The following is a 23,892-nucleotide window of genomic DNA, read 5'->3' as shown; positions in this document are numbered from 1 at the left end:
TGGGCCTCGCTGCGCTCGGCGCCAACCTACGGTTGCTTGCAGGCCGGCAATCACCATACGGGCCCGGACGCTGCAATGGTGGATGGGTGAAGCGTCATCCACCCTACCTTCCGGCCTACCGCCGAGGTTGGTTCGGGCGCGGTAATTCGTAGGGTGGATGGCGCTTTTTCATCCACCAAGCGGGCTCGCCGGGGACGCTTGGCGAGCCCGTTTCGCAATGCTCTCGCCGCGTCATCCAGGCCCTGACACAGCTGTTCCACCTCTCGCTGCGCCTGTCCTGCGCCTGCGACAGTTGCCCGCGTCTCAACTTCATCACGCTAGCGCCGTCTCCCTCGCCAAACCCTTCTGCCACGGGCCCTGCAGCCATCCAGCGCAACGCTGGCACAGCCATTGCGATAGGGCTGGGACCGTGGCGCGAGGCTGCGGCCCTAATAAGAATCGGAGACCCACTGATGAAGCACATTGGCCTGCAATGCAGCGGAGGCTGGGAGCCGCCGCCCGCCGCCTCGACCTTCAAGCACCTGATCGCCGCCATCGCCCTGGGCGTGGCCTGTTCCTCGGCCGCGTGGGCGGCCGACGTGGACGGCAAGCGCATCATCGCCGCCGACCAGGAGCCCGGTAACTGGATGAGCCACGGGCGCACCTACGACGAGCAGCGCTACAGCCCGCTGAAGACCATCAACGACAACAACGTCGGCAAGCTCGGCCTGGCCTGGAGCTACAAGCTCGACCTGGACCGCGGCGTGGAAGCCACGCCCATCGTGGTCGACGGGGTGATGTACACCACCGGCCCGTTCTCGGTGGTCTACGCGCTGGATGCGCGCAACGGCAAGCTGCTGTGGAAGTACGACCCGCAGTCGGACCGCAACCGCGCCGGCGAGGCCTGCTGCGACGCGGTGAACCGCGGCGTGGCGGTGTGGAAGGACAAGGTCTACGTCGGCGTGCTCGACGGCCGCCTGGAGGCCATCGACGCCAAGACCGGCAAGCGCGTCTGGTCGGTGGACACGCGCAACGACAAGAAGCGCAGCTACACCATCACCGGTGCGCCGCGCGTGGTGAACGGCAAGGTGATCATCGGCAACGGCGGCGCCGAGTTCGGCGTGCGCGGCTATGTCACCGCCTACGACGCCGAGACCGGCAAGCAGGCCTGGCGCTTCTTCACCGTGCCGGGCGACCCCAAGCTGCCGCCGGAAGACAAGGCCATGGAGATCGCCCGCAAGACCTGGTTCGGCGACGCCTTCGTCGAGCAGGGCGGCGGTGGCACCGCCTGGGACTCCTTCGCCTTCGACCCGGAGCTGAACCTGCTCTACATCGGCGTCGGCAACGGTTCGCTGTGGGACCCGAAATGGCGCAGCCAGGCCAAGGGCGACAACCTGTTCCTGTCCTCCATCGTCGCGGTCAATGCCGACACCGGCGAATACGCCTGGCACTACCAGACCACCCCCGGCGACGCCTGGGACTTCACCGCCACCCAGCACATGATCCTCGCCGAGCTGCCCATCGAGGGTAAGCAGCGCAAGGTGCTGATGCAGGCGCCGAAGAACGGCTTCTTCTACGTCATCGACCGCGCCACCGGCGAGCTGCTCTCGGCCAAGGGCATCGTGCCGCAGAACTGGACCAAGGGCATGGACATGAAGACCGGCCGGCCCATCGTCGACGAGGAGAACGCCGCCTACTGGAAGAACGGCAAGCGCAACCTGGTGACCCCGGCCTTCTGGGGCGCCCATGACTGGCACCCGATGTCCTACAACCCCAACACCGGGCTGGTGTACATCCCGGCGCACATCATGTCGGCCTACTACGAGCACATCCCGGATGCGCCCAAGCGCAACCCGTTCAAGAGCATGTACCAGCTGGGCCTGAAGACCGGGATGATGCCCGAGGGCCCGGACGGCCTGCTGGAAATGGCCAAGACCTGGTCCGGCAAGCTGATCGCCTGGGACCCGGTGAAACAGGAGCCGGTCTGGGAAGTGCCCTACGTCACCATCTTCAACGGCGGCACCCTGAGCACCGCGGGCAACCTGGTGTTCGAGGGCAGCGCCGATGGCCGGGTGATCGCCTACGCCGCCGACAGCGGCAAGAAGCTCTGGGAGCAGCCCGCCGCCAGCGGCGTGATGGCTGCACCGGTGACCTACAGCGTCGACGGCGAGCAGTACGTGACCTTCATGGCCGGCTGGGGCGGCGCCTTTTCCACCTTCGCCGGGGCCCTGTCCCTGCGTGCTGGCGTGCAGCCGTTCTCCCAGGTGCTGACCTACAAGCTCGGCGGCACCGCCAAGCTGCAGGAGCCGGCACCGCCGGCCGACGCTCCGCAGCCGCCGCCACTGACCGCCAGCGCCGCGGACGTCGAGGCCGGCGCCAAGCTCTACGACGGCCACTGCTCCCAGTGCCACGGCATCCACGCGGTGAGCGGCGGCGTGCTGCCGGACCTGCGCAAGCTGACGAGCGAGAAGCACCAGATGTTCCTCGGCATTCTCTACGGCGGTCGCGTGCCCGACGGCATGCCGTCCTTCGCCGAGGCGTTCAACGCCGCCGAGGTCGAGCAGATCCACCAGTACCTGATCAAGCGCGCCCATGACCTCAAGCAGGAAGGCGACGCCTGGAAGCGCTTCAGCGCCAAGTGATCCGCCGGGCGGGCCGGATGCCCGCCCGTTCCACTCCCTGAAAGCAAGCGAGAGCGACCATGACCGAGACCCCCCTCTACCAGAACTACATCGCCAACGCCTTCGTCGGCAGCGACCAGCACATCGAGGTGCACAACCCGGCCAACGCCGAGCTGCTGGCGCGGGTGCCGGAATCCCCCGTCGAGCAGGTGGAGCGCGCCATCGCCGCCGCCCGTGGCGCGCAGAAGGCCTGGGCCGCCAAGCCGGCCATCGAGCGCGCCGGCTACCTGCGCCAGATCGCCACCAAGGTGCGCGCCAATGCCGAGCGCCTGGCGCGGATCATCACCCGTGAGCAGGGCAAGGTGCCGGCGCTGGCGCTGGTGGAGGTCAACTTCACCGCCGACTACCTGGACTACATGGCCGAGTGGGCGCGGCGCCTGGAAGGCGAGGTGCTGACCAGCGACCGGGTCAACGAACACGTGTTCCTGCTGCGCAAGCCGCTGGGCGTGGTGGCCGGCATCCTGCCGTGGAACTTCCCGTTCTTCCTCATCGCCCGGAAGATGGCGCCGGCCCTGCTGACCGGCAACACCATCGTCATCAAGCCCAGCGAAGAAACGCCGATCAACTGCTACGAATTCGCCCGCCTGGTGGCCGAGACGGACCTGCCCAGCGGCGTGTTCAACGTCGTCGGCGGGCGCGGCGCCAGCGTCGGCCACAGCCTCACCAGCCACGCGGGCGTGGACCTGATCAGCTTCACCGGCAGTGTCGGCACCGGCGCGCGGATCATGGCCGCCGCCGCGCCGAACATCACCAAGCTCAACCTGGAGCTGGGTGGCAAGGCCCCGGCCATCGTCCTCGCCGACGCCGACCTGGACCTGGCGGTGACCGCCATCACCGCCTCGCGGGTGATCAACACCGGGCAGGTGTGCAACTGCGCCGAGCGCGTCTATGTGGAGCGCAAGGTGGCTGATGCCTTCATCGACAAGATCGCCTCGGCCATGGCCGCCACCCGCTACGGCAACCCCTCCGAAAACGCCGAGCTGGACATGGGCCCGCTGATCAACCAGGCCGGCCTCGACAAGGTCGCGCAGATGGTGCGCACCGCCCAGGGCCAGGGTGCCCAGGTGGTCACCGGCGGCGCGGTGGCGGACAAGGGTAAGGGCTTCCACTACCAGCCCACGGTGCTGGCCGGTTGCAAGGCGGACATGGAGATCATGCGCAAGGAGATCTTCGGCCCGGTGCTGCCGATCCAGATCGTCGACGACCTCGACGAAGCCATCGCCCTGGCCAACGACAGCGAGTACGGCCTGACCTCATCCATCTACACCCGCAGCCTCGGCGCGGCGCTGAAGGCCAGCCGCGAGATCGACTTCGGCGAGACCTACGTCAACCGCGAGAACTTCGAGGCCATGCAGGGCTACCACGCCGGCACGCGCAAATCCGGTATCGGTGGTGCGGACGGCAAGCACGGGCTGTACGAGTTCACCCACACCCATGTGGTGTACATCCAGGAGTGAGGGGCGGGCGTGGCGGCGGTGTTCGCCGCCACGTCCGATCGCGAATGAATTCGCTTGTATGTCCTGGGGTGAGACCGGTCGGGGGTGGATGGCGCTTTTTCCATCCACCAAGGGCGTTCGCCGTGACCCCGCAGGGTGGACCGGTGAAGCGTGGTCCACCCTACGTCTGAAGCCCGGGCTACAGGCTGGGCGAATGAATTCGCCCCTACGGGTCAGAACATCTCATTGGGCTGGACGATGCCGTGCTTCTTCATCTTGCGGTACAGCGTGGAGCGGGAAATGCCCGAGGCCTCGGCCGCGGCGCTGATGTTCCAGCGGTGCTGGCGCAGGGTGGCCAGCAGGTGCCGGGCCTCGTCGTCGCCCAGCTGGCCGGCGAGGCTGGCGGGGGCTTCGGCGCGGGGCGCGAGCGTGGCGGGGAGGGCGGCCTGATGCAGTTCGGCGGGCAGGCAGTCGCAGTCGATCACGCCATCCTCGGCCAGGGCCACCGCGTAGCGCAGGGCGTTGAGCAACTGGCGGATATTGCCCGGCCAGGGATGGGCGAGCAGGCGCTGGCGGGCCGCCTCGTCCAGGCGCAGCCCCTCGGCGCCGGGTTGGGCGGCGAGCAGGGCCTCGATCAGCTCGGCGCGGTCGCTGCGTTCGCGCAGGGCCGGCAGGGCCAGGGTCATGCCGCTGAGGCGGTAGAACAGGTCCTCGCGGAACAGCTTGGCCTGGATCATCCCGGCCAGGTCCTGGTGGGTGGCGGAGACCACCTGCACATCCAGCGGCACTGGTGCTTCGGCGCCCAGGGGGAAGATTTCGCGCTCGGCCAGCACGCGCAGCAGGCGCGTCTGCAGGTGGGCGGGCATGTCGCCGATCTCGTCGAGGAACAGGGTGCCGCCGTTGGCCAGCTCCAGCTTGCCCTTCATGCCTTTCTTGCTGGCGCCGGTGAAGCTGCCGCCGCGGTAGCCGAACAGTTCGCTCTCGATCAGCGTCTCCGGGATCGCCGCGCAGTTGAGCGCCACGAAGGGCCCGGCACGCCGGGCGCTGGCCTGGTGGATGGCGCGGGCGAAGGCCTCCTTGCCGGTGCCGGTCTCGCCGGTGACGAGGATGGGGATGCCCTTGTCGATCACCTTGCGGATGCGCCGCACGCCCTGTTGCAACTGCGGGTCGCCGCCGCCCAGGCGTTCCAGATTGGGGTGCTCGCTGGCCGGTGTGCGCACCTGCGGAGCGGGCGTGGCGGGGCGCAGGTGCCCGGCGGGAATGCGCAGGCCGACGTCCACCAGCGCCTCGCCCTGCAGGGCGCGCAGGCGCACGCCACGGGCGCCGCCGCTGGTGAGGCTGAGCAGCTCATCGACGTCGGCCGGCAGCAGGCTGTCGATGCGCCGGCCGAGCAGGGCGCTGCCCTGGGCCTCTTCGTAGGCGACGAAGGCGGCGCGGTTGGCGCCGATCACCCGGCCCTGTTCATCCAGGGCCAGCAGCTGTTCGTTGGCCAGGTCGGTGATGTCGTCGCGGGGCTTGATGGCCAGGGTCAGGCGGTCGCGGTAGCTCTGGCGGAAGTGGGCGTTCTCGATCAATCGGGCGTACATGATCACCAGTTGCAGGGTCAGGTACTGCGCCTCCTTGGGGCCGTCGCTGTTCAGGCAGGTGGCGTTGAGGCAGCCGCGCAGGTGGCCCTGGGCGTCGAAGATCGGCGACACCGAGCAGCTCAGCCGCGCGTTGGAGGTGAGGAAGTGTTCCTGGCGGTGGATGGTCAGCGCCTGGCCGGCCGCCAGGGCGGTGCCGATGCCGTTGGTGCCGGCCACGGATTCATCCCAGCGGGCGCCGACGATCAGGCCGGACTGGGTGTAGAGGTCGCGCTCGGCGGGCAGCCGCGCATCCAGGGTGATGCCGTCCTCGTCGCTGAGCAGCACCGCGAAGCCGGCCTGCACCACACGGCGGGCGAGGCCGGTGACGCCCTGGCTGGCGATGGCCAGGTATTCCTGGTGCTGGGCCTGGTGCTGGCGGATCTCGGCGGCGGTGAGGATGTTCTTCTCGCCGCGCCCGCGCGGGTTGAGGCGGTGCTGGGTGACGCTGCGGTACCAGGACTGGGCGATGAGCCCGTCGGGGCGGATGCCGCGCCCGGAGAAATGGTGGTCGACGAAGGCCGCGAGTTCGCTGGCGCTGGTCTCCGAGGCATGCAAGGTCATAGGCACTCCCGTTGGCCGATGGTGGCCCCTGGGGGCGCGCCTCGGCGTCTTGTTGTTTTGGTCGAACCGGCAGCCCAGCCGGACGCTCCAACCATAGACCGCAGAGCAGTCGCCTGCAGTTATCCATCCGTCGGAGATGGCACGGATACAGCAAGGCACATGCCTAAAGCTTCAGTCGTCGCCGCAAGGCCCGGTCCAGGGCGCTTCGTCGCCAGGCCGTGTCGTGTGGGGCGCGTGGGCAGCCGTCGCAGAAATGCGACAGCTGTAACGGGCGGGCGCACAGCTGTCGCACGCACGCTACCAAATCAGGACCGGAACTCGTTCGAAAGTAGCATTCGAGGGTGTCGGGCCTGGTGGTTAACTCAAACCTGCCGGAATTCTCCGGCGCCATAAGAAGAGGAACGACCCATGTGGACTAAACCCGCCTATACCGACCTGCGCATCGGCTTCGAAGTGACCATGTACTTCGCCAACCGCTGATCGTCCTTGCCCCGGTCCGCCGGGGCTTCCCGACAGGGGTTCCCATGCATATCCAGATTCTCGGCTCCGCCGCCGGCGGGGGCTTTCCGCAGTGGAACTGCAACTGCCGCAACTGCGCCGGCCTGCGCGCCGGCACCCTCAACGCCGAGGCGCGCACCCAGTCCTCCATCGCCCTGAGCGATGACGGGGTCAACTGGGTGCTGTGCAACGCCTCCCCCGACATTCGCGCGCAGATCGAGGCCTTCCCGACGTTGCAGCCGGCCCGGCGCCTGCGCGACACGGCCATCGCCGCCGTGCTGCTGATGGACAGCCAGATCGACCACGTCACCGGCCTGCTGACCCTGCGCGAGGGCTGCCCGCATTCGGTGTGGTGCACGGAGATGGTCCACCAGGACCTGACCAGCGGCTTCCCGCTGTTCACCATGCTGCAGCACTGGAACGGCGGTCTGGCCTGGAACCCCATCGCCCTGGACGGCGAGCCCTTCACCATTCCCGCCTGCCCGGGGCTGCGCTTCACCGCCATCGCCCTGCGCAGCAGCGCGCCGCCCTATTCGCCGCACCGGGGCAACCCGCACCCGGGCGACAACATCGGCCTGTTCGTCGAGGACCTGCGCACCGGCGGCTCGCTGTTCTATGCGCCGGGCCTGGGCCAGGTTGACGAGGCGCTACTGGGCTGGATGCGCCGCGCCGACTGCCTGCTGGTGGACGGCACGCTCTGGCGCGACGACGAGATGCGCCTGTGCGAGGTGGGCGACAAGCTCGGCAGCGAGATGGGCCACCTGCCGCAGAGCGGCCCCGGCGGCATGCTGGAGGTGCTGGGCGGCCTTCAGGACAAGCGCCGGGTACTCATCCACATCAACAACACCAACCCCATCCTCGATGCCGATTCCGCCGAGCGCGCCGAACTGGACGCGCGCGGCATCGAAGTGGCCCGCGATGGCATGGCCATTCGCCTCTGAGCCGGTGGCGCATAACAAGGAGCTGTCCATGCAACAGACCGCCATGAGTCCCGAGCAATTCGAACAGGCACTGCGCGCCAAGGGCGCCTACTACCACATCCACCACCCCTTCCATGTGGCCATGTACCAGGGCCGCGCCAGCCGCGAGCAGATCCAGGGGTGGGTGGCCAACCGCTTCTACTACCAGGTGTGCATCCCGCTGAAGGATGCGACGATTCTCGCCAACTGCCCGGACCGCGACACCCGCCGCGAATGGATCCAGCGCATCCAGGACCACGACGGCGCACCGGGCGAGGCGGGCGGCATCGAAGCCTGGCTGCGCCTGGCCGAGGCGGTGGGGCTGGACCGCGAGCAGGTGCTGTCCCAGGAGCTGGTGCTGCCGGGGGTGCGCTTCGCCGTGGACGCCTACGTCAACTTCGCCCGCCGCGCCAGCTGGCAGGAGGCGGCGAGCAGCTCGCTGACCGAACTCTTCGCGCCGCAGATCCACCAGTCGCGGCTGGACGCCTGGCCCAGTCATTACCCCTGGATCGACCCGGCCGGCTACGACTACTTCCGCTCGCGCCTGTCCCAGGCCCGGCGCGATGTGGAGCACGGCCTGCGCATCACCCTGGCGCACTACCGCACGGTGGAGCAGCAGGCGCGCATGCTGGAGATCCTGCAGTTCAAGCTCGACGTGCTGTGGAGCATGCTCGACGCCATGAGCATGGCCTACGAGCTGGAGCGCCCGCCCTACCACACGGTGACCCGCGAGCGGGTCTGGCACCGGGGGCTGGGGCAATGAGCGAGGTGTTGCAAGCGAAGACCCCGCAACTGCGCCGGGGCTTCCGCTTCCAGTTCGAACCGGCCCAGGGCTGCCATGTGCTGCTCTACCCGGAAGGCATGATCAAGCTCAACGAGAGCGCCAGCGAAATCCTCAAGCTGATCGACGGCCAGCGCAGCGTCGCCGCCATCATCGACGACCTCACCGGGCGCTTCCCCGATGTGCCGGGGGTGGACGAGGACATCCTCGCGTTCATGGAGGTGGCCAGTGCTCAGTTCTGGATCGAGTTGCGTTGAACCGCTTGGCACGGCCCGCCAGCCCGGCCCACCTTTATGGCTGCTGGCCGAACTGACCTATCGCTGCCCGCTGCAGTGCCCGTATTGCTCCAACCCCCTGGATTTCGACCGCCAGGGCGCGGAGCTGTCCACCGCCGAGTGGATCGAGGTGTTCCGCCAGGCCCGTGAGCTGGGGGCGGCGCAGCTGGGCTTCTCCGGTGGCGAACCGCTGGTGCGCCAGGACCTGGCCGAGCTGATCCGCGCGGCACGCGGCATGGGCTATTACACCAACCTGATCACCTCCGGCATCGGCCTCACCGAGGCGCGCATCGCCGAGTTCGCCGAGGCGGGGCTGGACCATATCCAGATCAGCTTCCAGGCTGCCGACGAGGAGGTGAACAACCTGCTGGCCGGCTCGCGCAAGGCCTTCGCCCAGAAGCTGGCCATGGCCCGGGCGGTGAAGGCGGCGGGCTACCCGATGGTGCTCAACTTCGTCACCCACCGGCACAACATCGACAACATCGAGCGCATCATCGACCTGTGCCTGGAGCTGGAGGCGGACTTCGTCGAGCTCGCCACCTGCCAGTTCTACGGCTGGGCCGAGCTCAACCGCGCCGGCCTGCTGCCGACCCGCGAGCAGCTGGAGCGCGCCGAGGCCATCACCCACGCCTACCGGGACAAGCTGGCGGCCCAGAACCACCCCTGCAAGCTGATCTTCGTCACCCCGGACTACTACGAGGAGCGCCCCAAGGCCTGCATGAACGGCTGGGGCAACCTGTTCCTCGACATCACCCCGGATGGCACCGCCTTGCCCTGCCACAGCGCACGGCAGCTGCCGGTGCAGTTTCCCAATGTGCGTGAGCACAGCATCCGCCACATCTGGCAGGACTCCTTCGGTTTCAACCGCTTCCGGGGCGATGCCTGGATGCCCGAGCCGTGCCGCTCCTGCGACGAGAAGGACCGCGACTTCGGCGGCTGTCGCTGCCAGGCCTTCATGCTCACCGGGGATGCCGCCAATGCCGACCCGGTGTGCAGCAAATCGGCGCACCACGGCATCATCCTCGACGCCCGCCGCCAGGCCGAGGAGGCGCCACGGGGGATGGGCGAACTGGTGTTCCGCAACCCGGGCAATGCGCAGCTGATCGCCAAGGCCTGAGCCTTCGCCGCAGGAGGAATCCCGATGCCCATCGCCCCCTACGGCACCTGGCCCAGCACCTTCAGCGCCCTCGATGCGGCAGCGGCCAGCCGCGATTTCGCCGAGCTGAAACGCTGCGCCCACGGCCTGCTGTGGAGCCAGTTCGACCCGGCGGACGCGCGCACCACCCTCTGGTTGTGGCGCCACGGTGAGGCGCGCTGCCTGACACCGGCGGGCTTCTCCCTGCGCAGCCGGGTGCACGAGTACGGCGGCGGCGCCTTCTGCCCCACCGCCGAGGGTGTCGCCTTCGTCAACGAGGCGGACCAGCAGCTTTATCTCCAGCGCGTCGACGGCGCGCCTCGGCCACTGACGCGGCAGCCCGGCAGCCGCTTCGGCGACCTGCAATTCGACGCCCAGGGCGAAGCGTTGCTGGCGGTGGAAGAGCGTCACGGTGGTGAGGCGGTGCGCAACCGCCTGGTGAGCATCGCCCTGGCCGATGGCACCCGCTCGGTGATTGCCGAGGGCGCCGACTTCTACGCCGCCCCGGTGCTGGACGGCACCGGCCAACGCCTGGCCTGGATCGAATGGGACCGCCCCGAGCAACCCTGGACCGAGACCCGCCTGTGCGAGGCGCAGCGCGACGACAGGGGCAACTGGCAAGGGCACCGCGTGCTGGCCGGTGCCGCAGGCGGCGAATCCCTGCAGCAGCCGCGCTTCGCCGCCGATGGTCGTTTGCTGTGCCTGAGCGACCGCCACGCCGGCTGGCAACCCTGGGAGGAATCCACCCGGGGCTGGCGTCCGGTGGCGGGGTGTGCCGAGGCCGACCACGCCGCCGCGCCCTGGCAACTGGGCGCCTGCACCTGGTTGCCGCTGGAGGCGGGTGGGTTGCTGTCGAGCCGCTTCGAGCAGGGCTTCGGCGTGCTGGCGGAGCAGGGCGGGGCGGGGGAGCGACGCCTGGCCGACGCTTTCAGCCGCTTCCGCGCCCTGGCAGCCGACGAGGCCCATTTCTATGCCATCGCCACGGCGCCGGACCGGCTGCCGGCGGTGATCGCCATCGACCGCGTGGACGGTCGCGTCGAGGTACTGGCCGGCGGCGAGCAACCGCTGGGCGAGGCGCAGCTGTCACGCCCCGAGCCCCTGGGCTTCGACAGCGGCCAGGGCGAGCGCGCCCATGGCTTCTTCTACCCGCCACGCCATGCCGAGGTGCGCGGCCCGGCCGACGAACGCACGCCATTGCTGGTGTTCATGCACGGTGGGCCGACATCCGCCTGCTACCCGCAGTTCGACCCGCGCATCCAGTTCTGGACCCAGCGCGGCTTCGCCGTGCTCGACCTCAACTACCGGGGCAGCAGCGGCTTCGGCCGCGCCTACCGCCAGCGCCTGCGCGGCGAGTGGGGGCGCATCGAGGTGGAGGACGCCTGCGCGGCGGTCGCCCACCTGGCCGCCGACGGGCGCATCGACGGCGAGCGGGCCTTTATCCGTGGCGGCAGCGCCGGTGGCTACAGCACATTGCTGGCCCTGGCCGACAGCCGCGCCTTCCGTGGCGGCGCCAGCCTCTACGGGGTCAGCGACCCGCTGGCCCTGCGCCGGGTCACCCACAAGTTCGAGGCCGACTACCTCGACTGGCTGATCGGCGACCCCGACCTCGACGCCGAGCGCTACCGCCAGCGCACCCCGCTGCAGCGCCTGGATGACATCGAGGCGCCGCTGATCTTCTTCCAGGGCGGCCGCGACGCCGTGGTCGTCCCCGCGCAAACCTGTTCCATGGTCGACGCCCTGCGCCAGCGGGGCCGCGAGGTGGAGGTGTACCTCTACCCCGACGAAGGCCACGGTTTCCGCCAGGCGGCCAACCTCGCCCACGCACTGGAGGCGGAGTACGGGTTCTATCGGCGGCTGCTCTGATCGCATGGCGATGGGGCGGGAGGTTCACAAGCACTGAAACGGGCGACTCGCAATCGGCTGGCACCCATTGGTCGGATTGAAAACGTCCCTGATTCCAGTAGTCTGCTTCCCATCCCATAACAAGAACGATCAGGCGGATTCATGCGCCACGACATCAGCCAACTGCGTAAATTCGTGTCCCCCGAAATCATCTTCGGCGCCGGCTGCCGGCATAACGTCGGCAACTACGCGAGCACCTTCGGTGCGCGCAAGGTGCTGGTGGTGTCCGACCCCGGCGTGCTGGCCGCCGGCTGGGTCGCCGATGTGGAGGCCAGCCTGCAGGCCCAGGGCATCGACTACTGCCTGTTCACCCAGGTCTCGCCCAACCCGCGTGTGGAAGAGGTGCGCCTGGGGGCGGATTTCTACCGCAGCGAGGGCTGCAACGTGATAGTCGCGGTGGGCGGCGGCAGCCCGATGGATTGCGCCAAGGGCATCGGCATCATGGTCGCCCACAACCGCTGCATCCTCGAGTTCGAGGGGGTGGACACCATCCGCGTGCCGAGCCCGCCGCTGATCCTTATCCCCACCACCGCCGGCACCTCGGCGGACGTGTCGCAGTTCGTGATCATCTCCAATCAGGCCGAGCGCATGAAGTTCTCCATCGTCAGCAAGGCGGTGGTGCCGGACGTGTCGCTGATCGACCCGGAAACCACCCTGAGCATGGACCCCTTCCTCTCCGCCTGTACCGGCATCGACGCGCTGGTGCACGCCATCGAGGCCTTCGTTTCCACCGGCAGCGGGCCGCTCACCGACACCCACGCGCTGGAGGCCATGCGCCTGATCAACGGCAACCTGGTGCAGATGATCGCCACGCCAAACGACATCGCCCTGCGCGAGAAGATCATGCTCGGCAGCATGCAGGCGGGGCTGGCCTTCTCCAACGCCATTCTCGGGGCGGTGCACGCCATGTCCCACAGCCTCGGCGGCTTCCTCGACCTGCCCCATGGCATGTGCAACGCGGCGCTGGTGGAGCATGTGGTGGCCTTCAACTACAGCGCCGCGCCGGAGCGCTTCCGCATGGTGGCCGAGACCCTGGGCATCGACCCGCGCGGGCTCAACCACAACCAGATCCGCCAGCGCCTGGTGGAGCACCTGATCGCCTTCAAGCAGTCGGTGGGCTTCCACGAGACGCTGAAGCTGCACGGCGTTTCCACCTCCGATATCCCCTTCCTTTCGCGCCATGCGATGGAGGACCCCTGCATCCTCACCAACCCGCGCGAGTCGAGCCAGCGGGATGTCGAGGTGGTGTATGCCGAGGCCCTCTGAGGAGCAGCGCCAGGCGCTGCTCGGGCTGGGCAGCCACTCGGCGCGCAAGAGCCATTACCCCGAGCTGCTGAGCCGCCTGGAGGAGCTGGAGACCGAGCGCAACCGCTACAAGTGGCTGTTCGAGCACGCGGTGCACGGCATCTTCCAGGCCAGCCTGCAGGAGGGCCTGCGCGCGGCCAACCCGGCGCTGGCGCGGATGCTCGGCTACGACTCGCCGGAGCAACTGCTGTGGTCGCTGACCGACCTGGCCAGCCACCTGTTCGTTGGCGGTGAGGCGGAGCTGGTGTACATCCGTGCCGAGCTGCAGCGCCAGCAGGGGTTGATCGGCTACGAGACGCGCCTGCGTCGCCAGGATGGCAGCCATGTGGACGTGCTGATGAACCTGCTGCTGAAGCCGGACGAGGAGGGGCTGTTCGAAGGCTTCGTCGCCGACATCACCGAGCGCATCCTCGCCCAGCAGCGCCTGCAGACCCTCAACGACGAGCTGGAGCAGCGGGTGGCGGCGCGCACCCTGGAGCTGCAGACCCTCAATGGCCAGCTGCGCGAGGCGCGGGACGCCGCCGAGGCCGCCAACCAGAGCAAGGACAAGTACCTGGCCGCCGCCAGCCACGACCTGCTGCAGCCGCTGAACGCCGCGCGGCTGCTGGTTTCGACCCTGCGCGAGCGCAGCCTGCCCGACGCCGAGCAACTGCTGGTGGAGCGCACCCACCTGGCCCTGGAAGGCGCCGAGGACCTGCTCACCGACCTGCTGGAAATCTCCAAGCTGGACCAGAGCGCGATCCGCCCGGACATCGACGCCTATCGCCTGGACGAGTTGCTGGCGCCGCTGGCCTCGGAGTTCCAGAGCGTTGCCCAGTCCGCCGGGTTGCAGCTGCGCGCGCGCATTCCCAAGGGGCTGGCGGTGAGCACCGATATCCGCCTGCTGACGCGCATCCTGCGCAACTTCCTCAGCAATGCCTGCCGCTACACCGAGCGCGGCCGCGTGCTGCTGGGCTGCCGGCGCCGGGGCGACCGGGTGCGGCTGGAGGTGTGGGACAGTGGCCGGGGCATTCCGGCGGACCAGTTGCAGGCGATTTTCCTCGAGTTCAACCAGTTGGACCGTGGTCGCGCCGCCGAGCGCAAGGGCGTAGGCCTGGGGCTGGCCATCGTCGACCGCATCGCTGGCATCCTCGGTTGTCCCATCGCGGTGCGCTCGCAGCCGGGGCGGGGTTCGGTGTTTTCCATCGAGGTGCCGCTGGCGGAGGTGCTGCCGGCGCGCCGCGAGGACGCCCCCGTGCGCCCGCAGACCGGTGACCCGCTGCCGGGCCGGCGCCTGCTGGTGCTGGACAACGAGGCGAGCATTCTCCACAGCATGGCCGCGCTGCTGGGCCAGTGGGGCTGCGAGGTGGTGACCGCGCCCGACCTGGAGAGTGCGTTGGGCAACCTGGGTGGCATGGCGCCGGAGGCGATCCTCGCCGACTACCACCTGGACCATGGCGTGACTGGCTGCGAGGTGGTGCAGGCGTTGCGCGAGCAGTTCGGCCGGGCCATTCCGGCGGTGATGATCACCGCCGACCGCAGCGACGAGTGCCGGCGCAACCTGCAGGCCCTGGGTGCGCCGCTGCTGAACAAGCCGGTGAAGCCGGGCAAGCTGCGGGCGGTGTTGAGCCAGTTGCTGCTCTGACCCCGAGTGGGGTCAGTTGCCGTGCGGGGTGGCGGCCAGGACCTGCTTGAGCTGGGCCTGGTAGTCGGCCGATTCGCGCTGGCGGGCGACCTCGTCCCAGATGGCGTGGGCGAGGCTGGGGTTCATGTCCATCAAGCGGTTGGACAGCATCAGGTAGTAGTCCTTCTGCTCCAGCGGCACGGGGCGTTTCTCGATGCCTTCGCCGAGGTCCGGGTGGCTGGCCAGGAGCTGATCGGCGCGCAGGGTCTGCATGGCGGCGGCTTCGAAGCGGTGGCCGTGGAGCATGCGCAACAGGGCCAGCGGGTCGCGGCTGGTTTCTTCCACGTCCAGGCCGTGGGCCTTGAGGAAGTCGATGATGGAGAAGCCGCTGAGGGACGCGACCCGGCCCTGGATGCCCGTGAAGGTGTTGCCGTCCCAGTCGGCCTGGCTGCCGCGCAGGCGGTACAGCGAGTAGGAGGCGCTGTGCAGGCGCTTGTCGGTATCCAGCGAACCATCAGCGCGGTACGGGTAGTGGCCCATGACCTGGCGCTCGGCCTTGAAGGAGGAGGCGAAGGCGCCGTCGTACTGGCCCCGGGCGAGGCCGTCGAGGCAGCGCTTCCAGGGCATCGGCTGGCGTTCGATGGTCAGTTTCAGGGCGCTCTGCACGCGGTCGAACAGCGCCTGGTTGAGGCCTTTGTCGTCGAGCATCACCCAGGGCCAGGAGTCCTGGTCTTCGTAGCAGAACACCAGCTTCGCGGGTTCGGCTGCCTGGGCCTGAAGGGCGAGGAAGCAGGCGAGGATTGAGGTGATGGGCTTGATCGGTGACATGGTGGCTCTTTCCGGGCAGGCGCCAGGGAAGTGTAGTCAGGCCGCCGTGGCCGTCCGCTGGCGGGCGCATTTCTAGCATGATGGCAAAGCGCCGTCTCTGCTCCTCGGGTGAACTTGAGAACCCGGTCAGGATCGGGGCGGGGGAGGCGGATGAACGGGGGGCTGGGCGAGTACAAAAATGGCCGCAAGGGGCGGCCATGAGGTTTCCGCGGCAGGGGAGGCGGAGGCGATAGCGGCGCGGGGAGGGCGGGGCGGCGCCGGACTTTTCCGTCGTGGCCATGTGAGCCGCGTGCGGCTTCAGATGGGGGCTGGTCCCTCAGCCGCAGCCAGTGTCGCCGGCCCGTGTTGCAGGCCTGTGACGGGCGCGAAGAAAATTTTATTCGCTGTATAGTTTTATACATAGCGAAGAGGTAGAGTCGGCTCCCGCTTCACGCGCTGCTCAACCTCACACAAAAACAAAGGAGTGCTCCATGGGCCACATGTCCCGTCTGTTCATCGCGCTTGCTGCCTGCACCACCGCCAACCTGGCTATGGCCCAGGACGTCCAGGTCGCGGTCGCAGCCAACTTCACCGCACCGATCCAGGCCATCGCCAAGGACTTCGAGAAGGACACCGGCCACAAGCTGGTGATCGCCACCGGTGCCACCGGCCAGTTCTATGCGCAGATCAAGAACGGCGCCCCGTTCGAAGTCTTCCTCGCCGCCGACGACAGCACCCCGGCCAAGCTGGAGAAGGAAGGCGACACCGTTGCCGGCACTCGCTTCACCTACGCCGTCGGCACCCTGGCCCTGTGGTCGGCCAAGGACGGTTACGTCGACGCCAAAGGCGAGGTGCTGAAGAAGAACGAATACAAGCACCTGTCCATCGCCAACCCGAAAGCCGCGCCCTACGGCCTGGCCGCTACCCAGGTGCTGGAGAAGCTGGGCCTGACCGCCCAGGTCAAGGGCAAGCTGGTGGAAGGCCAGAACATCACCCAGGCGCAGCAGTTCATCTCCAGCGGCAACGCCGAGCTGGGCTTCGTCGCGTTGTCGCAGATCTACAAGGATGGCAAGGTGACCGGCGGCTCTGCCTGGATAGTGCCGGCCGAGCTGCATGACCCGATCAAGCAGGACGCGGTGATCCTCGCCAAGGGCAAGGACAACGCCGCCGCCAAGGCGCTGGTCGACTACCTGAAGGGCGACAAGGCCGTCGCGGTGATCAAGTCCTACGGCTACGCGCTTTGAGTTGAATGAGGGAGCGGTGCGATGCCACTGAGTGGTGACGACTGGGCGGCGATCTGGCTGACCCTGGAGCTGGCGACCCTGACCACGGCCCTGTTGCTGCTGGTGGGAACGCCCATTGCCTGGTGGCTGGCGCGCACCGACTCCTGGCTGAAAGGTCCCGTGGGGGCGGTGGTGGCATTGCCGCTGGTGCTGCCGCCCACGGTGATCGGCTTCTACCTGCTGGTGAGCATGGGGCCCCACGGTTTCATCGGCCAGTTCACCCAGTCCATCGGCCTGGGCACCTTGCCCTTCACCTTCGCCGGGCTGGTGGTGGGTTCGGTCTTCTATTCGCTGCCCTTCGTGGTGCAGCCACTGCAGAACGCCTTCGAGGCCATGGGCCCGCGCCCGCTGGAAGTGGCGGCCACCCTGCGCGCCAGCCCCTGGGACAGCTTCGTCACCGTGGTGCTGCCACTGGCCCGACCGGGCTTCGTTACCGCCTCCATCCTCGGCTTCGCCCATACGGTGGGGGAGTTCGGCGTGGTGCTGATGATCGGCGGCAACATCCCGGAGAAGACCCGGGTGGTGTCGGTGCAGATCTTCGATCACGTCGAGGCCATGGAGTACGCCCAGGCCCACTGGCTGGCCGGTGGCATGGTGGTGTTCTCCTTCCTCATACTGCTGGCCCTGTATTCCAGCCGGCGCATGCGGCCGGGCTGGACATGACCCCAAGGACCCTCGCGGCATGAGTCACGACATACGTGCGCGCCTCTACCTGGCCTGGCCCGGCTTCGAGCTGGACGTGGACCTCGCCCTGCCCGGGCGCGGCGTCACCGCGCTGTTCGGCCATTCCGGCTCCGGCAAGACCAGCCTGCTGCGCTGCATCGCCGGGCTCGAGCGCAATGCCCGCGGACGCCTGGAGATCAACGGCGAGACCTGGCAGGACAGCGAGCGCGGGCTCTTCGTGCCCACCCACAAGCGCGCCCTGGGCTACGTGTTCCAGGAGGCGAGCCTGTTCGAGCACCTGTCGGTGCGGCGCAACCTGGCCTACGGCGAGAAGCGCATCCCCGTCGCCGAGCGGCGGGTGAAGCTGGAGCAGGCCGTGGAGCTATTGGGCATCGGCCATTTGCTGGAGCGCATGCCGGCGCGCCTGTCCGGTGGCGAACGCCAGCGCGTGGGCATGGCCCGGGCGCTGCTGACCAGTCCCCGGCTGCTGCTGATGGACGAGCCTCTGGCGGCGCTGGATGGCAAGCGCAAGGCGGAGATCCTGCCGTACCTGGAGCGCCTGCATGACGAACTGGATATCCCGGTGCTCTATGTCAGCCACTCGCCGGACGAGGTGGCGCGGCTGGCCGACCACCTGGTGCTGATGGATGAGGGCCGGGTGCTGGCCAGCGGGCCCCTGGGCGAAACCCTGGCGCGGCTGGACCTGCCCACCGCGCTGGACGATGACGCCGGCGTGGTGGTGGAGGGGCGGGTGATCGGCCATGACCCGGAGTACGACCTGCTCAGCCTCGGCCTGCCGGACAGCGGCCTGAGCATGCGCGTGGCCCACGCCCCGGCGGAGCACGGCCGGCGCGTGCGCTTCAAGGTGCGCGCCCGGGATGTGAGCCTGAGCCAGCAGCGCCAGGCGGACAGCAGCATCCTCAACCTGCTGCCGGCGACGGTGCGCGAGGCGATTCCCGCGGACAACGCCGCCCATGTACTGGTGCGCCTGGATGTGGACGGCACGGCGATGCTGGCCCGCATCACCCGCTATTCCCGTGACCAGCTCGGCCTGCACCCGGGCCAGCAGCTGTGGGCGCAGATCAAGTCGGTGGCGTTGCTGGCCTGAGGGGCTTCGCAGGGGGCGGGCGGTGTTCCGAGAGCCCTGCGGAACCTCGCGGATGATGGGTTTCGCTTAGCTCTACCCATCCTACGAATGGCGTTTCGACCTACGGCATCAGGCGCTGGCGCCGAATACCTTGGCCAGGTGGGCTTCGTAGCGGGCGATGTCGCCTGCGATATCCGGGCGCTTCATCACGTCGACGGCGAGGAAGGTGGGCAGGGCGGTCATGCCGAGGAACTGGTTGGCCTTGTGGAAGGGGAAGTAGACCGCGTCCACACCCTTGGCCTCGAAGAAGTCGCTGGGGTCGTCGAAGGCTTGCTGCGGGGCGTTCCAGGTGGCGGAGATCATGTACTGCTTGCCGTGCAGCAGGCCGCCGCTGCCGTACTTCTGCGAGGCGTCGGAGCGGGTGCGGCCATCGTTGGCGTAGAGGCTGCCGTGGCCGGCGGTGAAGACGTCGTCGATGTACTTTTTCACGGTCCAGGGCGCGCCCATCCACCAGCCGGGCATCTGCCAGACGATGACGTCGGCCCAGAGGAATTTCTGCACTTCTTCGGCGGTGTCGTAGCCGCCGTCGATGAAGGTCTCTTTCACGTCGAAGCCCGAGCGGTCGAGGAAGGCCAGGGCGGCTTCGTGCAGGGTGCGGTTGTAGCGGCCGTCGGAGTGGGCGAACTGCTTGCCGCCGTTGAGCAGGAGGATCTTTTTCATGGCTGGTGGCCTCGTGAGGTTCTCGATGGCCGGCAGACTACCCAGTGAACCGGCCCGGAAAAACCGCCTTCCAGACAAATAGCCTTTGCGTGAAAAGCACGAATGAGTGGAGAACTGTTGCGATAGGCTGCGGCGCCTTTCAGTCAGCGGAGCCCCATGCCATGAGCGATACCTGTGCCTTCATCCTCCATGCCCAGCTGCGCCCGGAGCGCGCCGACGCGTTCGAGGCGCTGTTCCGCGCCTATGTCGAGCCGAGCCGCGCGGAGGCGGGCTGCATCGAGTACCACATGCTGCGTGATGCCCGGGACCCGACGCTGTTCATCTTCTTCGAGGTGTGGCGTTCGCGGGCGGACCTGGAGCGCCATTCGGCCCTGCCGCACATGCAGGCCTTCCACGAGCGGCGCATGGAATTCCTGGTGCGGGATTTCGAGATCCGCGAGATCGAGATGCTCAGTGCGGCGGCGATGGTGAAGGCGGGGTGAGCCGCGTCGTTCATCGGGTGTTCCGGGTATCCCCTGGGCTGAAGCCCAGGCTACAGCCCAGGCTCCGCCTTACTGGTCAGGCTTCCTGGGCGCGGTAGGCGCCGGGGGTGAGGCCGGTCCATTTCTTGAACGCGCGGTGAAAGGCCGAGGGCTCGGAGAAGCCAAGCTGTTCGGCGATGTCCTGGATGGCCAGTTCGTCGCGGCCCAGGTGGTAGATGGCCAGGTCGCGGCGCAGGTGGTCCTTCAGTTCCTGGAAGCTGGTGCCTTCCTCGCGCAGGTGGCGGCGCAGGGTCTGCGGGCTGATGTGCAGGTGCTGGGCGACCTTTTCCAGGTCCGGCCAGTCGCGGCAGTCGCGGCCCAGCAGGCGACGGATCTGGCTGTTCAGGCTGTCGCCGCCGTCGGGACGGGCCAGCAGGTCGGCCGGCGAGTGTTCGAGGAAGTGCTTGAGGGTGCGCTCGTCCTGCAGCAGCGGCATGGCCAGGTAGCGCGCCTGGAACAGCAGGCTGGTGCAGGGCGCGTCGAAGCGGCGGGTGGTGGGGAACAGCAGCTCGTATTCGCCCACGTGCTCGGGCTCGGCGTAGGCGAAGGTGGCTTCCTCCAGGCGGATGCGCTGGCCGATCAGCCAACTGCCGAGGCGGTGCCAGATCACCAGCAGGCTTTCCACCAGGAAGTGGTCCGGGTCCCAGAGCGTGGCGTCGTCCACCGTCAGGCGCACCGATTCGCCCTCGCGCTCCAGCAGGATGCGCGGCGCCTCGGGGAACAGGCCGTAGAACATCGCGCCTCGCCCCAGGGCTTTCTCCAGGCTGCGGCAGTGGATGATGGCGTGGCACATCATGGCGAAGGTGCCGCGCTTGCTGCGCTGGCGGCCGAAGCCCATGTACTCGTCGTCCAGCGCCTCCCACAACAACTGCATCAAGCGGCTGAACTGCTCGGGGGCGATGCGTGCCCGTGGCTCGTCCAGCAGCGCGGCCTGGATGCCGGCGTTGCGCAGGATGGCGGTGCAGTCCACGCCCTGGCGTGCGGGGCCGCGCAAGGCGGCTCGGACGAAATGGCTGGCGATGGTTCGCTCGCGCATGGGCGGCTTCCTGGCTCGGGGTGACCGATGGTAGGTCGTGGCAGAAGCAGGCGACAAGGGGCGGATGTGGCGGGAATCCCCCTGCTTCGCTGGCGGGAATCCGCCTGAGGGATTGTCCTACAGCGCCCAGCAATTTTCTGTAGGCCACGGCGCACTAGGCATTGCGCCGGCAAGACGGGTTGGCACAGCCCTTGCGATAAGAGCTGCGCCATCCATTGGTTTGGATCGCAGAACAACAAAGTCTCCCAGCAAGGGAGGTGATTGAGACCGGTGGTGCGCCCCTGTACGGAATCAGGCCCCGCACCACCCGAGAGGATCTGCCATGACCCGTCAACCCCTCTACAAAAGCCTTTATTTCCAGGTTCTGGTGGCCATCGCCATCGGCATCCTGATCGGCCATTTCTTCCCGCAGACCGGCGTTGCCCTGAAGCCCCTGGGCGACAGCTTCGTCAAGCTGATCAAAATGGCCATCGCGCCGATCATCTTCTGCACCGTGGTGACCGGCATCGCCGGCATGCAAAGCATGAAGGCCGTCGGCAAGACCGGCGGCTACGCGCTGCTGTATTTCGAGATCGTTTCCACCCTGGCGCTGGTGATCGGCCTGATCGTGGTGAACGTATTCCAGCCCGGCGCCGGCATGCATGTCGACCCGACCACCCTGGATATCAAGGGCATCGCGGCCTACGCCGCTGCCGGTGAGAAGCAGTCCACCATCGACTTCCTGATGAACGTCATCCCCGGGACCGTGGTCGGCGCCTTCGCCAACGGCGACATCCTCCAGGTGCTGTTCTTCTCCGTGCTGTTCGGTTATGCGCTGCACCGCATGGGCGACTACGGCCGCCCGGTGTTCGAGTTCATCGAGCGCATCTCCCAGGTGATGTTCAACATCATCAACGTGATCATGAAGGTCGCGCCCATCGGTGCCTTCGGTGCAATGGCCTTCACCATCGGCCAGTACGGCGTGGGTTCGCTGGTGCAGCTCGGCCAGCTGATGCTGTGCTTCTACATCACCTGCCTGCTGTTCGTGCTGGTGGTTCTGGGCAGCATCGCCCGCGCCCACGGCTTCAGCATCCTCAAGTTCATCAAGTACATCCGCGAAGAACTGCTGATCGTGCTGGGCACCTCGTCCTCCGAGTCGGCCCTGCCGCGCATGATCGCCAAGATGGAAAAACTCGGTGCCAACAAGTCGGTCGTCGGCCTGGTGATCCCCACCGGTTACTCCTTCAACCTCGACGGCACCTCCATCTACCTGACCATGGCCGCGGTGTTCATCGCCCAGGCCACCGACACGCCGATGGACATCACCCACCAGATCACCCTGCTGCTGGTGCTGCTGATCGCTTCCAAGGGCGCCGCCGGCGTCACCGGTAGCGGCTTCATCGTCCTCGCCGCCACCATCTCCGCCGTTGGCCACCTGCCGGTTGCGGGCCTGGCGCTGATCCTCGGCATCGACCGCTTCATGTCCGAAGCCCGCGCCCTGACCAACCTGGTGGGCAACGGCGTGGCGACCCTCGTCGTCGCCAAGTGGTGCAAGCAGCTGGACACCGACACGCTGGACCGCGAACTGGCCGGCAATGGCAATGCCGCGCCGCAGGCAGAAGCCCAGCGCGTCTGAACCGCGTAATTCTCTCCTCCCTCCCCACGGGGAGGAGATTTTCCAGGCCCGTCTCGTGACGGGCTTTTTTATGGGCGCAGGAAAGTGGGACGTGGCGCGCCGATCCCCTGGCCTGGCGTGCGCGGGAGCCTATGAGCACATGGGTCAATCGACCCTGAGCGCTTGTGTCATTGAGCGCTAGGGCGGGCGCCGCCTACCCTGCGGAACGATTTTTTCCAGGGAGACCCTTCGCATGCAGCGCATCCATTTCGAAACCGAACACAACATGTTCCGCGACTCGTTCCGTGCCTTCCTGCAGAAGGAAGTGGTGCCGCACCAGGAAGCCTGGGAAGAGGCGGGCGTGGTGGATCGTGCGGTGTGGCGCAAGGCTGGCGAGATGGGCTTCCTGCTGCCCTGGGCGGACGAGGAATACGGCGGCGCCGGGCTGAAGGACTTCCGCTACGAGCAGATCATGTGCGAGGAGCTGGCCCACATCAACGAACCGGGCTTCATGATCCCGCTGCACTCGGCGCTGTGCGGCCCCTACATCGCCGAGTACGGCAACGCCGAGCAGAAGGCGCGCTTCCTGCCGGGGATCATCAGCGGCGAGATCATCCTCGCGGTGGCGATGACCGAGCCCTCGGCCGGTTCCGACCTGGCCGGCATGCGCACCACTGCGGTGGACAAGGGCGACCATTACGAGCTGAACGGCTCCAAGGTGTTCATCTCCAACGGCCTGCTGGCCGACCTGGTGATAGTCGCGGCCAAGACCGACCCGGCCAACAAGCACGCCATGGGTCTGTTCCTGGTGGAGCGCGACATGATCGGCTTCGAGCGCGGGCGCAACCTGAAGAAGTTGGGCATGAAGAGCCAGGACACCGCCGAGCTGTTCTTCAACAACGTCAAGGTGCCCAAGGAGAACCTGCTGGGCGATGCCAAGGGCGGCTTCTTCTACCTGATGAACATGCTCGCCCAGGAACGCCTGACCAACGCCTGCGGCGCAGTGGCCGGTGCCGAGGCGGCGCTGCAGACCACCATCGACTACGTGAAGGAGCGCAAGGCCTTCGACCGGCCCGTCTCGCACTTCCAGAACACCCGCTTCAAGCTGGCCGAGATGCGCACCCAGATAGACGTCGCCCAGGTCTTCACCGACCGCTGCGTGATGGACCACAACCAGCGCAAGCTGACCCCTGAGGTGGCCGCCGAGGCCAAGCTGTTCACCACCGAGCTGCTGTGCAAGGTGGTGGACGAAGGCGTGCAGCTGCACGGCGGCTGGGGCTACATGTGGGAGTACCCGATCTGCAAGATGTACGCGAACGCGCGCATCCAGCGCATCTTCGCCGGCACCTCGGAGATCATGAAGGAGATCATCAGCCGCGGCATGAAGCTCTGAACCCCAGCCCGGCGCCCCGGACCGGGCTAGCGTTCAGCCACTGTGTAG

General features: G+C 67.8%; 20 protein-coding genes. 16 read left to right on the top strand and 4 right to left on the bottom strand.

All coding sequences use genetic code 11. The features are described from left to right. The first annotated feature begins 452 nt into the window (after positions 1 to 452). Positions 453 to 2,621, top strand: a complete 2,169-nt coding sequence (locus PSm6_RS01405; protein ID WP_265169321.1) for a PQQ-dependent dehydrogenase, methanol/ethanol family — start codon at positions 453 to 455, stop codon at positions 2,619 to 2,621. 59 nt (positions 2,622 to 2,680) lie between these two features. Continuing rightward, on the top strand, positions 2,681 to 4,117 hold the full coding sequence (gene aldA, locus PSm6_RS01400; RefSeq protein WP_265169320.1) for an aldehyde dehydrogenase: 1,437 nt from the start codon (positions 2,681 to 2,683) through the stop codon (positions 4,115 to 4,117). A gap of 212 nt (positions 4,118 to 4,329) precedes the next feature. Here the strand turns inward: aldA and PSm6_RS01395 are convergent, their stop codons facing one another. Further along, positions 4,330 to 6,282: a sigma-54-dependent Fis family transcriptional regulator gene (locus tag PSm6_RS01395; RefSeq protein WP_265169319.1), complete on the bottom strand. Its 1,953-nt coding sequence runs from the start codon at positions 6,280 to 6,282 to the stop codon at positions 4,330 to 4,332. Between the two features lie 408 nt (positions 6,283 to 6,690). On the opposite strand from PSm6_RS01395, the gene pqqA reads away from it, so the two are divergent. The 8 genes from pqqA to PSm6_RS01355 all read left to right on the top strand — a co-directional run bounded on the left by pqqA (position 6,691) and on the right by PSm6_RS01355 (position 14,761). Then, positions 6,691 to 6,762: a pyrroloquinoline quinone precursor peptide PqqA gene (gene pqqA / locus PSm6_RS01390; RefSeq protein WP_003243383.1), complete on the top strand. Its 72-nt coding sequence runs from the start codon at positions 6,691 to 6,693 to the stop codon at positions 6,760 to 6,762. Positions 6,763 to 6,806: 44 nt separating this feature from the next. Then, a complete protein-coding gene (pqqB, locus tag PSm6_RS01385) occupies positions 6,807 to 7,721 on the top strand; it encodes a pyrroloquinoline quinone biosynthesis protein PqqB (RefSeq protein WP_265169318.1) in 915 nt (304 codons plus the stop codon). Positions 7,722 to 7,749: 28 nt separating this feature from the next. Beyond that, positions 7,750 to 8,502: a pyrroloquinoline-quinone synthase PqqC gene (gene pqqC, locus PSm6_RS01380; protein ID WP_265169317.1), complete on the top strand. Its 753-nt coding sequence runs from the start codon at positions 7,750 to 7,752 to the stop codon at positions 8,500 to 8,502. Beyond that, complete coding sequence (gene pqqD / locus PSm6_RS01375) at positions 8,499 to 8,777, top strand: pyrroloquinoline quinone biosynthesis peptide chaperone PqqD (protein ID WP_236234051.1); 279 nt, start codon at positions 8,499 to 8,501, stop codon at positions 8,775 to 8,777. Before pqqC ends, pqqD begins: the two co-directional genes overlap by 4 nt. After that, the gene (gene pqqE / locus PSm6_RS01370) at positions 8,749 to 9,912 is read left to right on the top strand and encodes a pyrroloquinoline quinone biosynthesis protein PqqE (protein WP_265169316.1); all 1,164 of its coding nucleotides are present in this window, start codon (positions 8,749 to 8,751) and stop codon (positions 9,910 to 9,912) included. The genes pqqD and pqqE overlap by 29 nt, the downstream gene beginning before the upstream one ends. Positions 9,913 to 9,936: 24 nt before the next feature. Beyond that, positions 9,937 to 11,793 carry a S9 family peptidase gene (locus PSm6_RS01365; RefSeq protein ID WP_265169315.1) on the top strand — a complete coding sequence of 619 codons (1,857 nt, stop codon included), beginning with the start codon at positions 9,937 to 9,939 and terminating at the stop codon, positions 11,791 to 11,793. 141 nt (positions 11,794 to 11,934) lie between these two features. Beyond that, complete coding sequence (gene ercA / locus PSm6_RS01360; protein WP_184487939.1) at positions 11,935 to 13,098, top strand: alcohol dehydrogenase-like regulatory protein ErcA; 1,164 nt, start codon at positions 11,935 to 11,937, stop codon at positions 13,096 to 13,098. After that, a complete protein-coding gene (locus PSm6_RS01355) occupies positions 13,082 to 14,761 on the top strand; it encodes a hybrid sensor histidine kinase/response regulator (protein WP_265169314.1) in 1,680 nt (559 codons plus the stop codon). The genes ercA and PSm6_RS01355 overlap by 17 nt, the downstream gene beginning before the upstream one ends. Positions 14,762 to 14,773: 12 nt before the next feature. Here the strand turns inward: PSm6_RS01355 and PSm6_RS01350 are convergent, their stop codons facing one another. Next, positions 14,774 to 15,568: a substrate-binding periplasmic protein gene (locus PSm6_RS01350; protein WP_265169313.1), complete on the bottom strand. Its 795-nt coding sequence runs from the start codon at positions 15,566 to 15,568 to the stop codon at positions 14,774 to 14,776. A gap of 479 nt (positions 15,569 to 16,047) precedes the next feature. On the opposite strand from PSm6_RS01350, the gene modA reads away from it, so the two are divergent. Genes modA through modC form a run of 3 tightly spaced genes read left to right on the top strand, consistent with a single transcriptional unit; the run spans position 16,048 to position 18,601 of the window. After that, entirely contained in the window at positions 16,048 to 16,791 is a 744-nt protein-coding gene (gene modA, locus PSm6_RS01345) for a molybdate ABC transporter substrate-binding protein (protein ID WP_265170489.1), read from the top strand. Positions 16,792 to 16,812: 21 nt separating this feature from the next. Then, a complete protein-coding gene (gene modB, locus PSm6_RS01340) occupies positions 16,813 to 17,493 on the top strand; it encodes a molybdate ABC transporter permease subunit (protein WP_021222624.1) in 681 nt (226 codons plus the stop codon). A 19-nt stretch (positions 17,494 to 17,512) separates the two neighbouring features. Then, entirely contained in the window at positions 17,513 to 18,601 is a 1,089-nt protein-coding gene (modC, locus tag PSm6_RS01335; protein ID WP_265169312.1) for a molybdenum ABC transporter ATP-binding protein, read from the top strand. A 108-nt stretch (positions 18,602 to 18,709) separates the two neighbouring features. On the opposite strand, the gene mdaB is transcribed toward modC, so the two are convergent. After that, positions 18,710 to 19,300: an NADPH:quinone oxidoreductase MdaB gene (mdaB, locus tag PSm6_RS01330; protein WP_265169311.1), complete on the bottom strand. Its 591-nt coding sequence runs from the start codon at positions 19,298 to 19,300 to the stop codon at positions 18,710 to 18,712. 161 nt (positions 19,301 to 19,461) lie between these two features. Here mdaB and PSm6_RS01325 point away from each other — a divergent pair, with 161 nt between their 5' ends. Continuing rightward, positions 19,462 to 19,782, top strand: coding sequence for a putative quinol monooxygenase (locus PSm6_RS01325; protein WP_184487945.1), 321 nt, complete (start codon positions 19,462 to 19,464; stop codon positions 19,780 to 19,782). Positions 19,783 to 19,858: 76 nt separating this feature from the next. Here PSm6_RS01325 and PSm6_RS01320 read toward each other — a convergent pair whose 3' ends face one another. Then, positions 19,859 to 20,857, bottom strand: a complete 999-nt coding sequence (locus PSm6_RS01320; protein WP_021222628.1) for an AraC family transcriptional regulator — start codon at positions 20,855 to 20,857, stop codon at positions 19,859 to 19,861. 322 nt (positions 20,858 to 21,179) lie between these two features. Between PSm6_RS01320 and PSm6_RS01315 the strand changes: the two genes are divergently transcribed. Beyond that, complete coding sequence (locus PSm6_RS01315) at positions 21,180 to 22,472, top strand: dicarboxylate/amino acid:cation symporter (protein WP_021222629.1); 1,293 nt, start codon at positions 21,180 to 21,182, stop codon at positions 22,470 to 22,472. Between the two features lie 232 nt (positions 22,473 to 22,704). Next, positions 22,705 to 23,844: an acyl-CoA dehydrogenase family protein gene (locus PSm6_RS01310; RefSeq protein ID WP_021222630.1), complete on the top strand. Its 1,140-nt coding sequence runs from the start codon at positions 22,705 to 22,707 to the stop codon at positions 23,842 to 23,844. Positions 23,845 to 23,892 lie beyond the last annotated feature (48 nt).

Source organism: Pseudomonas solani, from assembly GCF_026072635.1.
Lineage (GTDB): Bacteria > Pseudomonadota > Gammaproteobacteria > Pseudomonadales > Pseudomonadaceae > Metapseudomonas > Metapseudomonas solani.
The sequence above is the reverse complement of the archived record's forward strand: the minus strand, read 5'-3'. Positions and strand labels throughout refer to the sequence as shown.

Coding starts and splice junctions, on each gene's coding strand:
- PSm6_RS01405 (WP_265169321.1), top strand. CDS start 453: ATGAAGCACATTGGCCTGCAATGCAGCGGAGGCTGGGAGCCGCCGCCC.
- aldA (WP_265169320.1), top strand. CDS start 2,681: ATGACCGAGACCCCCCTCTACCAGAACTACATCGCCAACGCCTTCGTC.
- PSm6_RS01395 (WP_265169319.1), bottom strand. CDS start 6,282: ATGACCTTGCATGCCTCGGAGACCAGCGCCAGCGAACTCGCGGCCTTC.
- pqqB (WP_265169318.1), top strand. CDS start 6,807: ATGCATATCCAGATTCTCGGCTCCGCCGCCGGCGGGGGCTTTCCGCAG.
- pqqC (WP_265169317.1), top strand. CDS start 7,750: ATGCAACAGACCGCCATGAGTCCCGAGCAATTCGAACAGGCACTGCGC.
- pqqD (WP_236234051.1), top strand. CDS start 8,499: ATGAGCGAGGTGTTGCAAGCGAAGACCCCGCAACTGCGCCGGGGCTTC.
- PSm6_RS01365 (WP_265169315.1), top strand. CDS start 9,937: ATGCCCATCGCCCCCTACGGCACCTGGCCCAGCACCTTCAGCGCCCTC.
- ercA (WP_184487939.1), top strand. CDS start 11,935: ATGCGCCACGACATCAGCCAACTGCGTAAATTCGTGTCCCCCGAAATC.
- PSm6_RS01355 (WP_265169314.1), top strand. CDS start 13,082: ATGCCGAGGCCCTCTGAGGAGCAGCGCCAGGCGCTGCTCGGGCTGGGC.
- PSm6_RS01350 (WP_265169313.1), bottom strand. CDS start 15,568: ATGTCACCGATCAAGCCCATCACCTCAATCCTCGCCTGCTTCCTCGCC.
- modA (WP_265170489.1), top strand. CDS start 16,048: ATGTCCCGTCTGTTCATCGCGCTTGCTGCCTGCACCACCGCCAACCTG.
- modB (WP_021222624.1), top strand. CDS start 16,813: ATGCCACTGAGTGGTGACGACTGGGCGGCGATCTGGCTGACCCTGGAG.
- modC (WP_265169312.1), top strand. CDS start 17,513: ATGAGTCACGACATACGTGCGCGCCTCTACCTGGCCTGGCCCGGCTTC.
- mdaB (WP_265169311.1), bottom strand. CDS start 19,300: ATGAAAAAGATCCTCCTGCTCAACGGCGGCAAGCAGTTCGCCCACTCC.
- PSm6_RS01325 (WP_184487945.1), top strand. CDS start 19,462: ATGAGCGATACCTGTGCCTTCATCCTCCATGCCCAGCTGCGCCCGGAG.
- PSm6_RS01320 (WP_021222628.1), bottom strand. CDS start 20,857: ATGCGCGAGCGAACCATCGCCAGCCATTTCGTCCGAGCCGCCTTGCGC.
- PSm6_RS01315 (WP_021222629.1), top strand. CDS start 21,180: ATGACCCGTCAACCCCTCTACAAAAGCCTTTATTTCCAGGTTCTGGTG.
- PSm6_RS01310 (WP_021222630.1), top strand. CDS start 22,705: ATGCAGCGCATCCATTTCGAAACCGAACACAACATGTTCCGCGACTCG.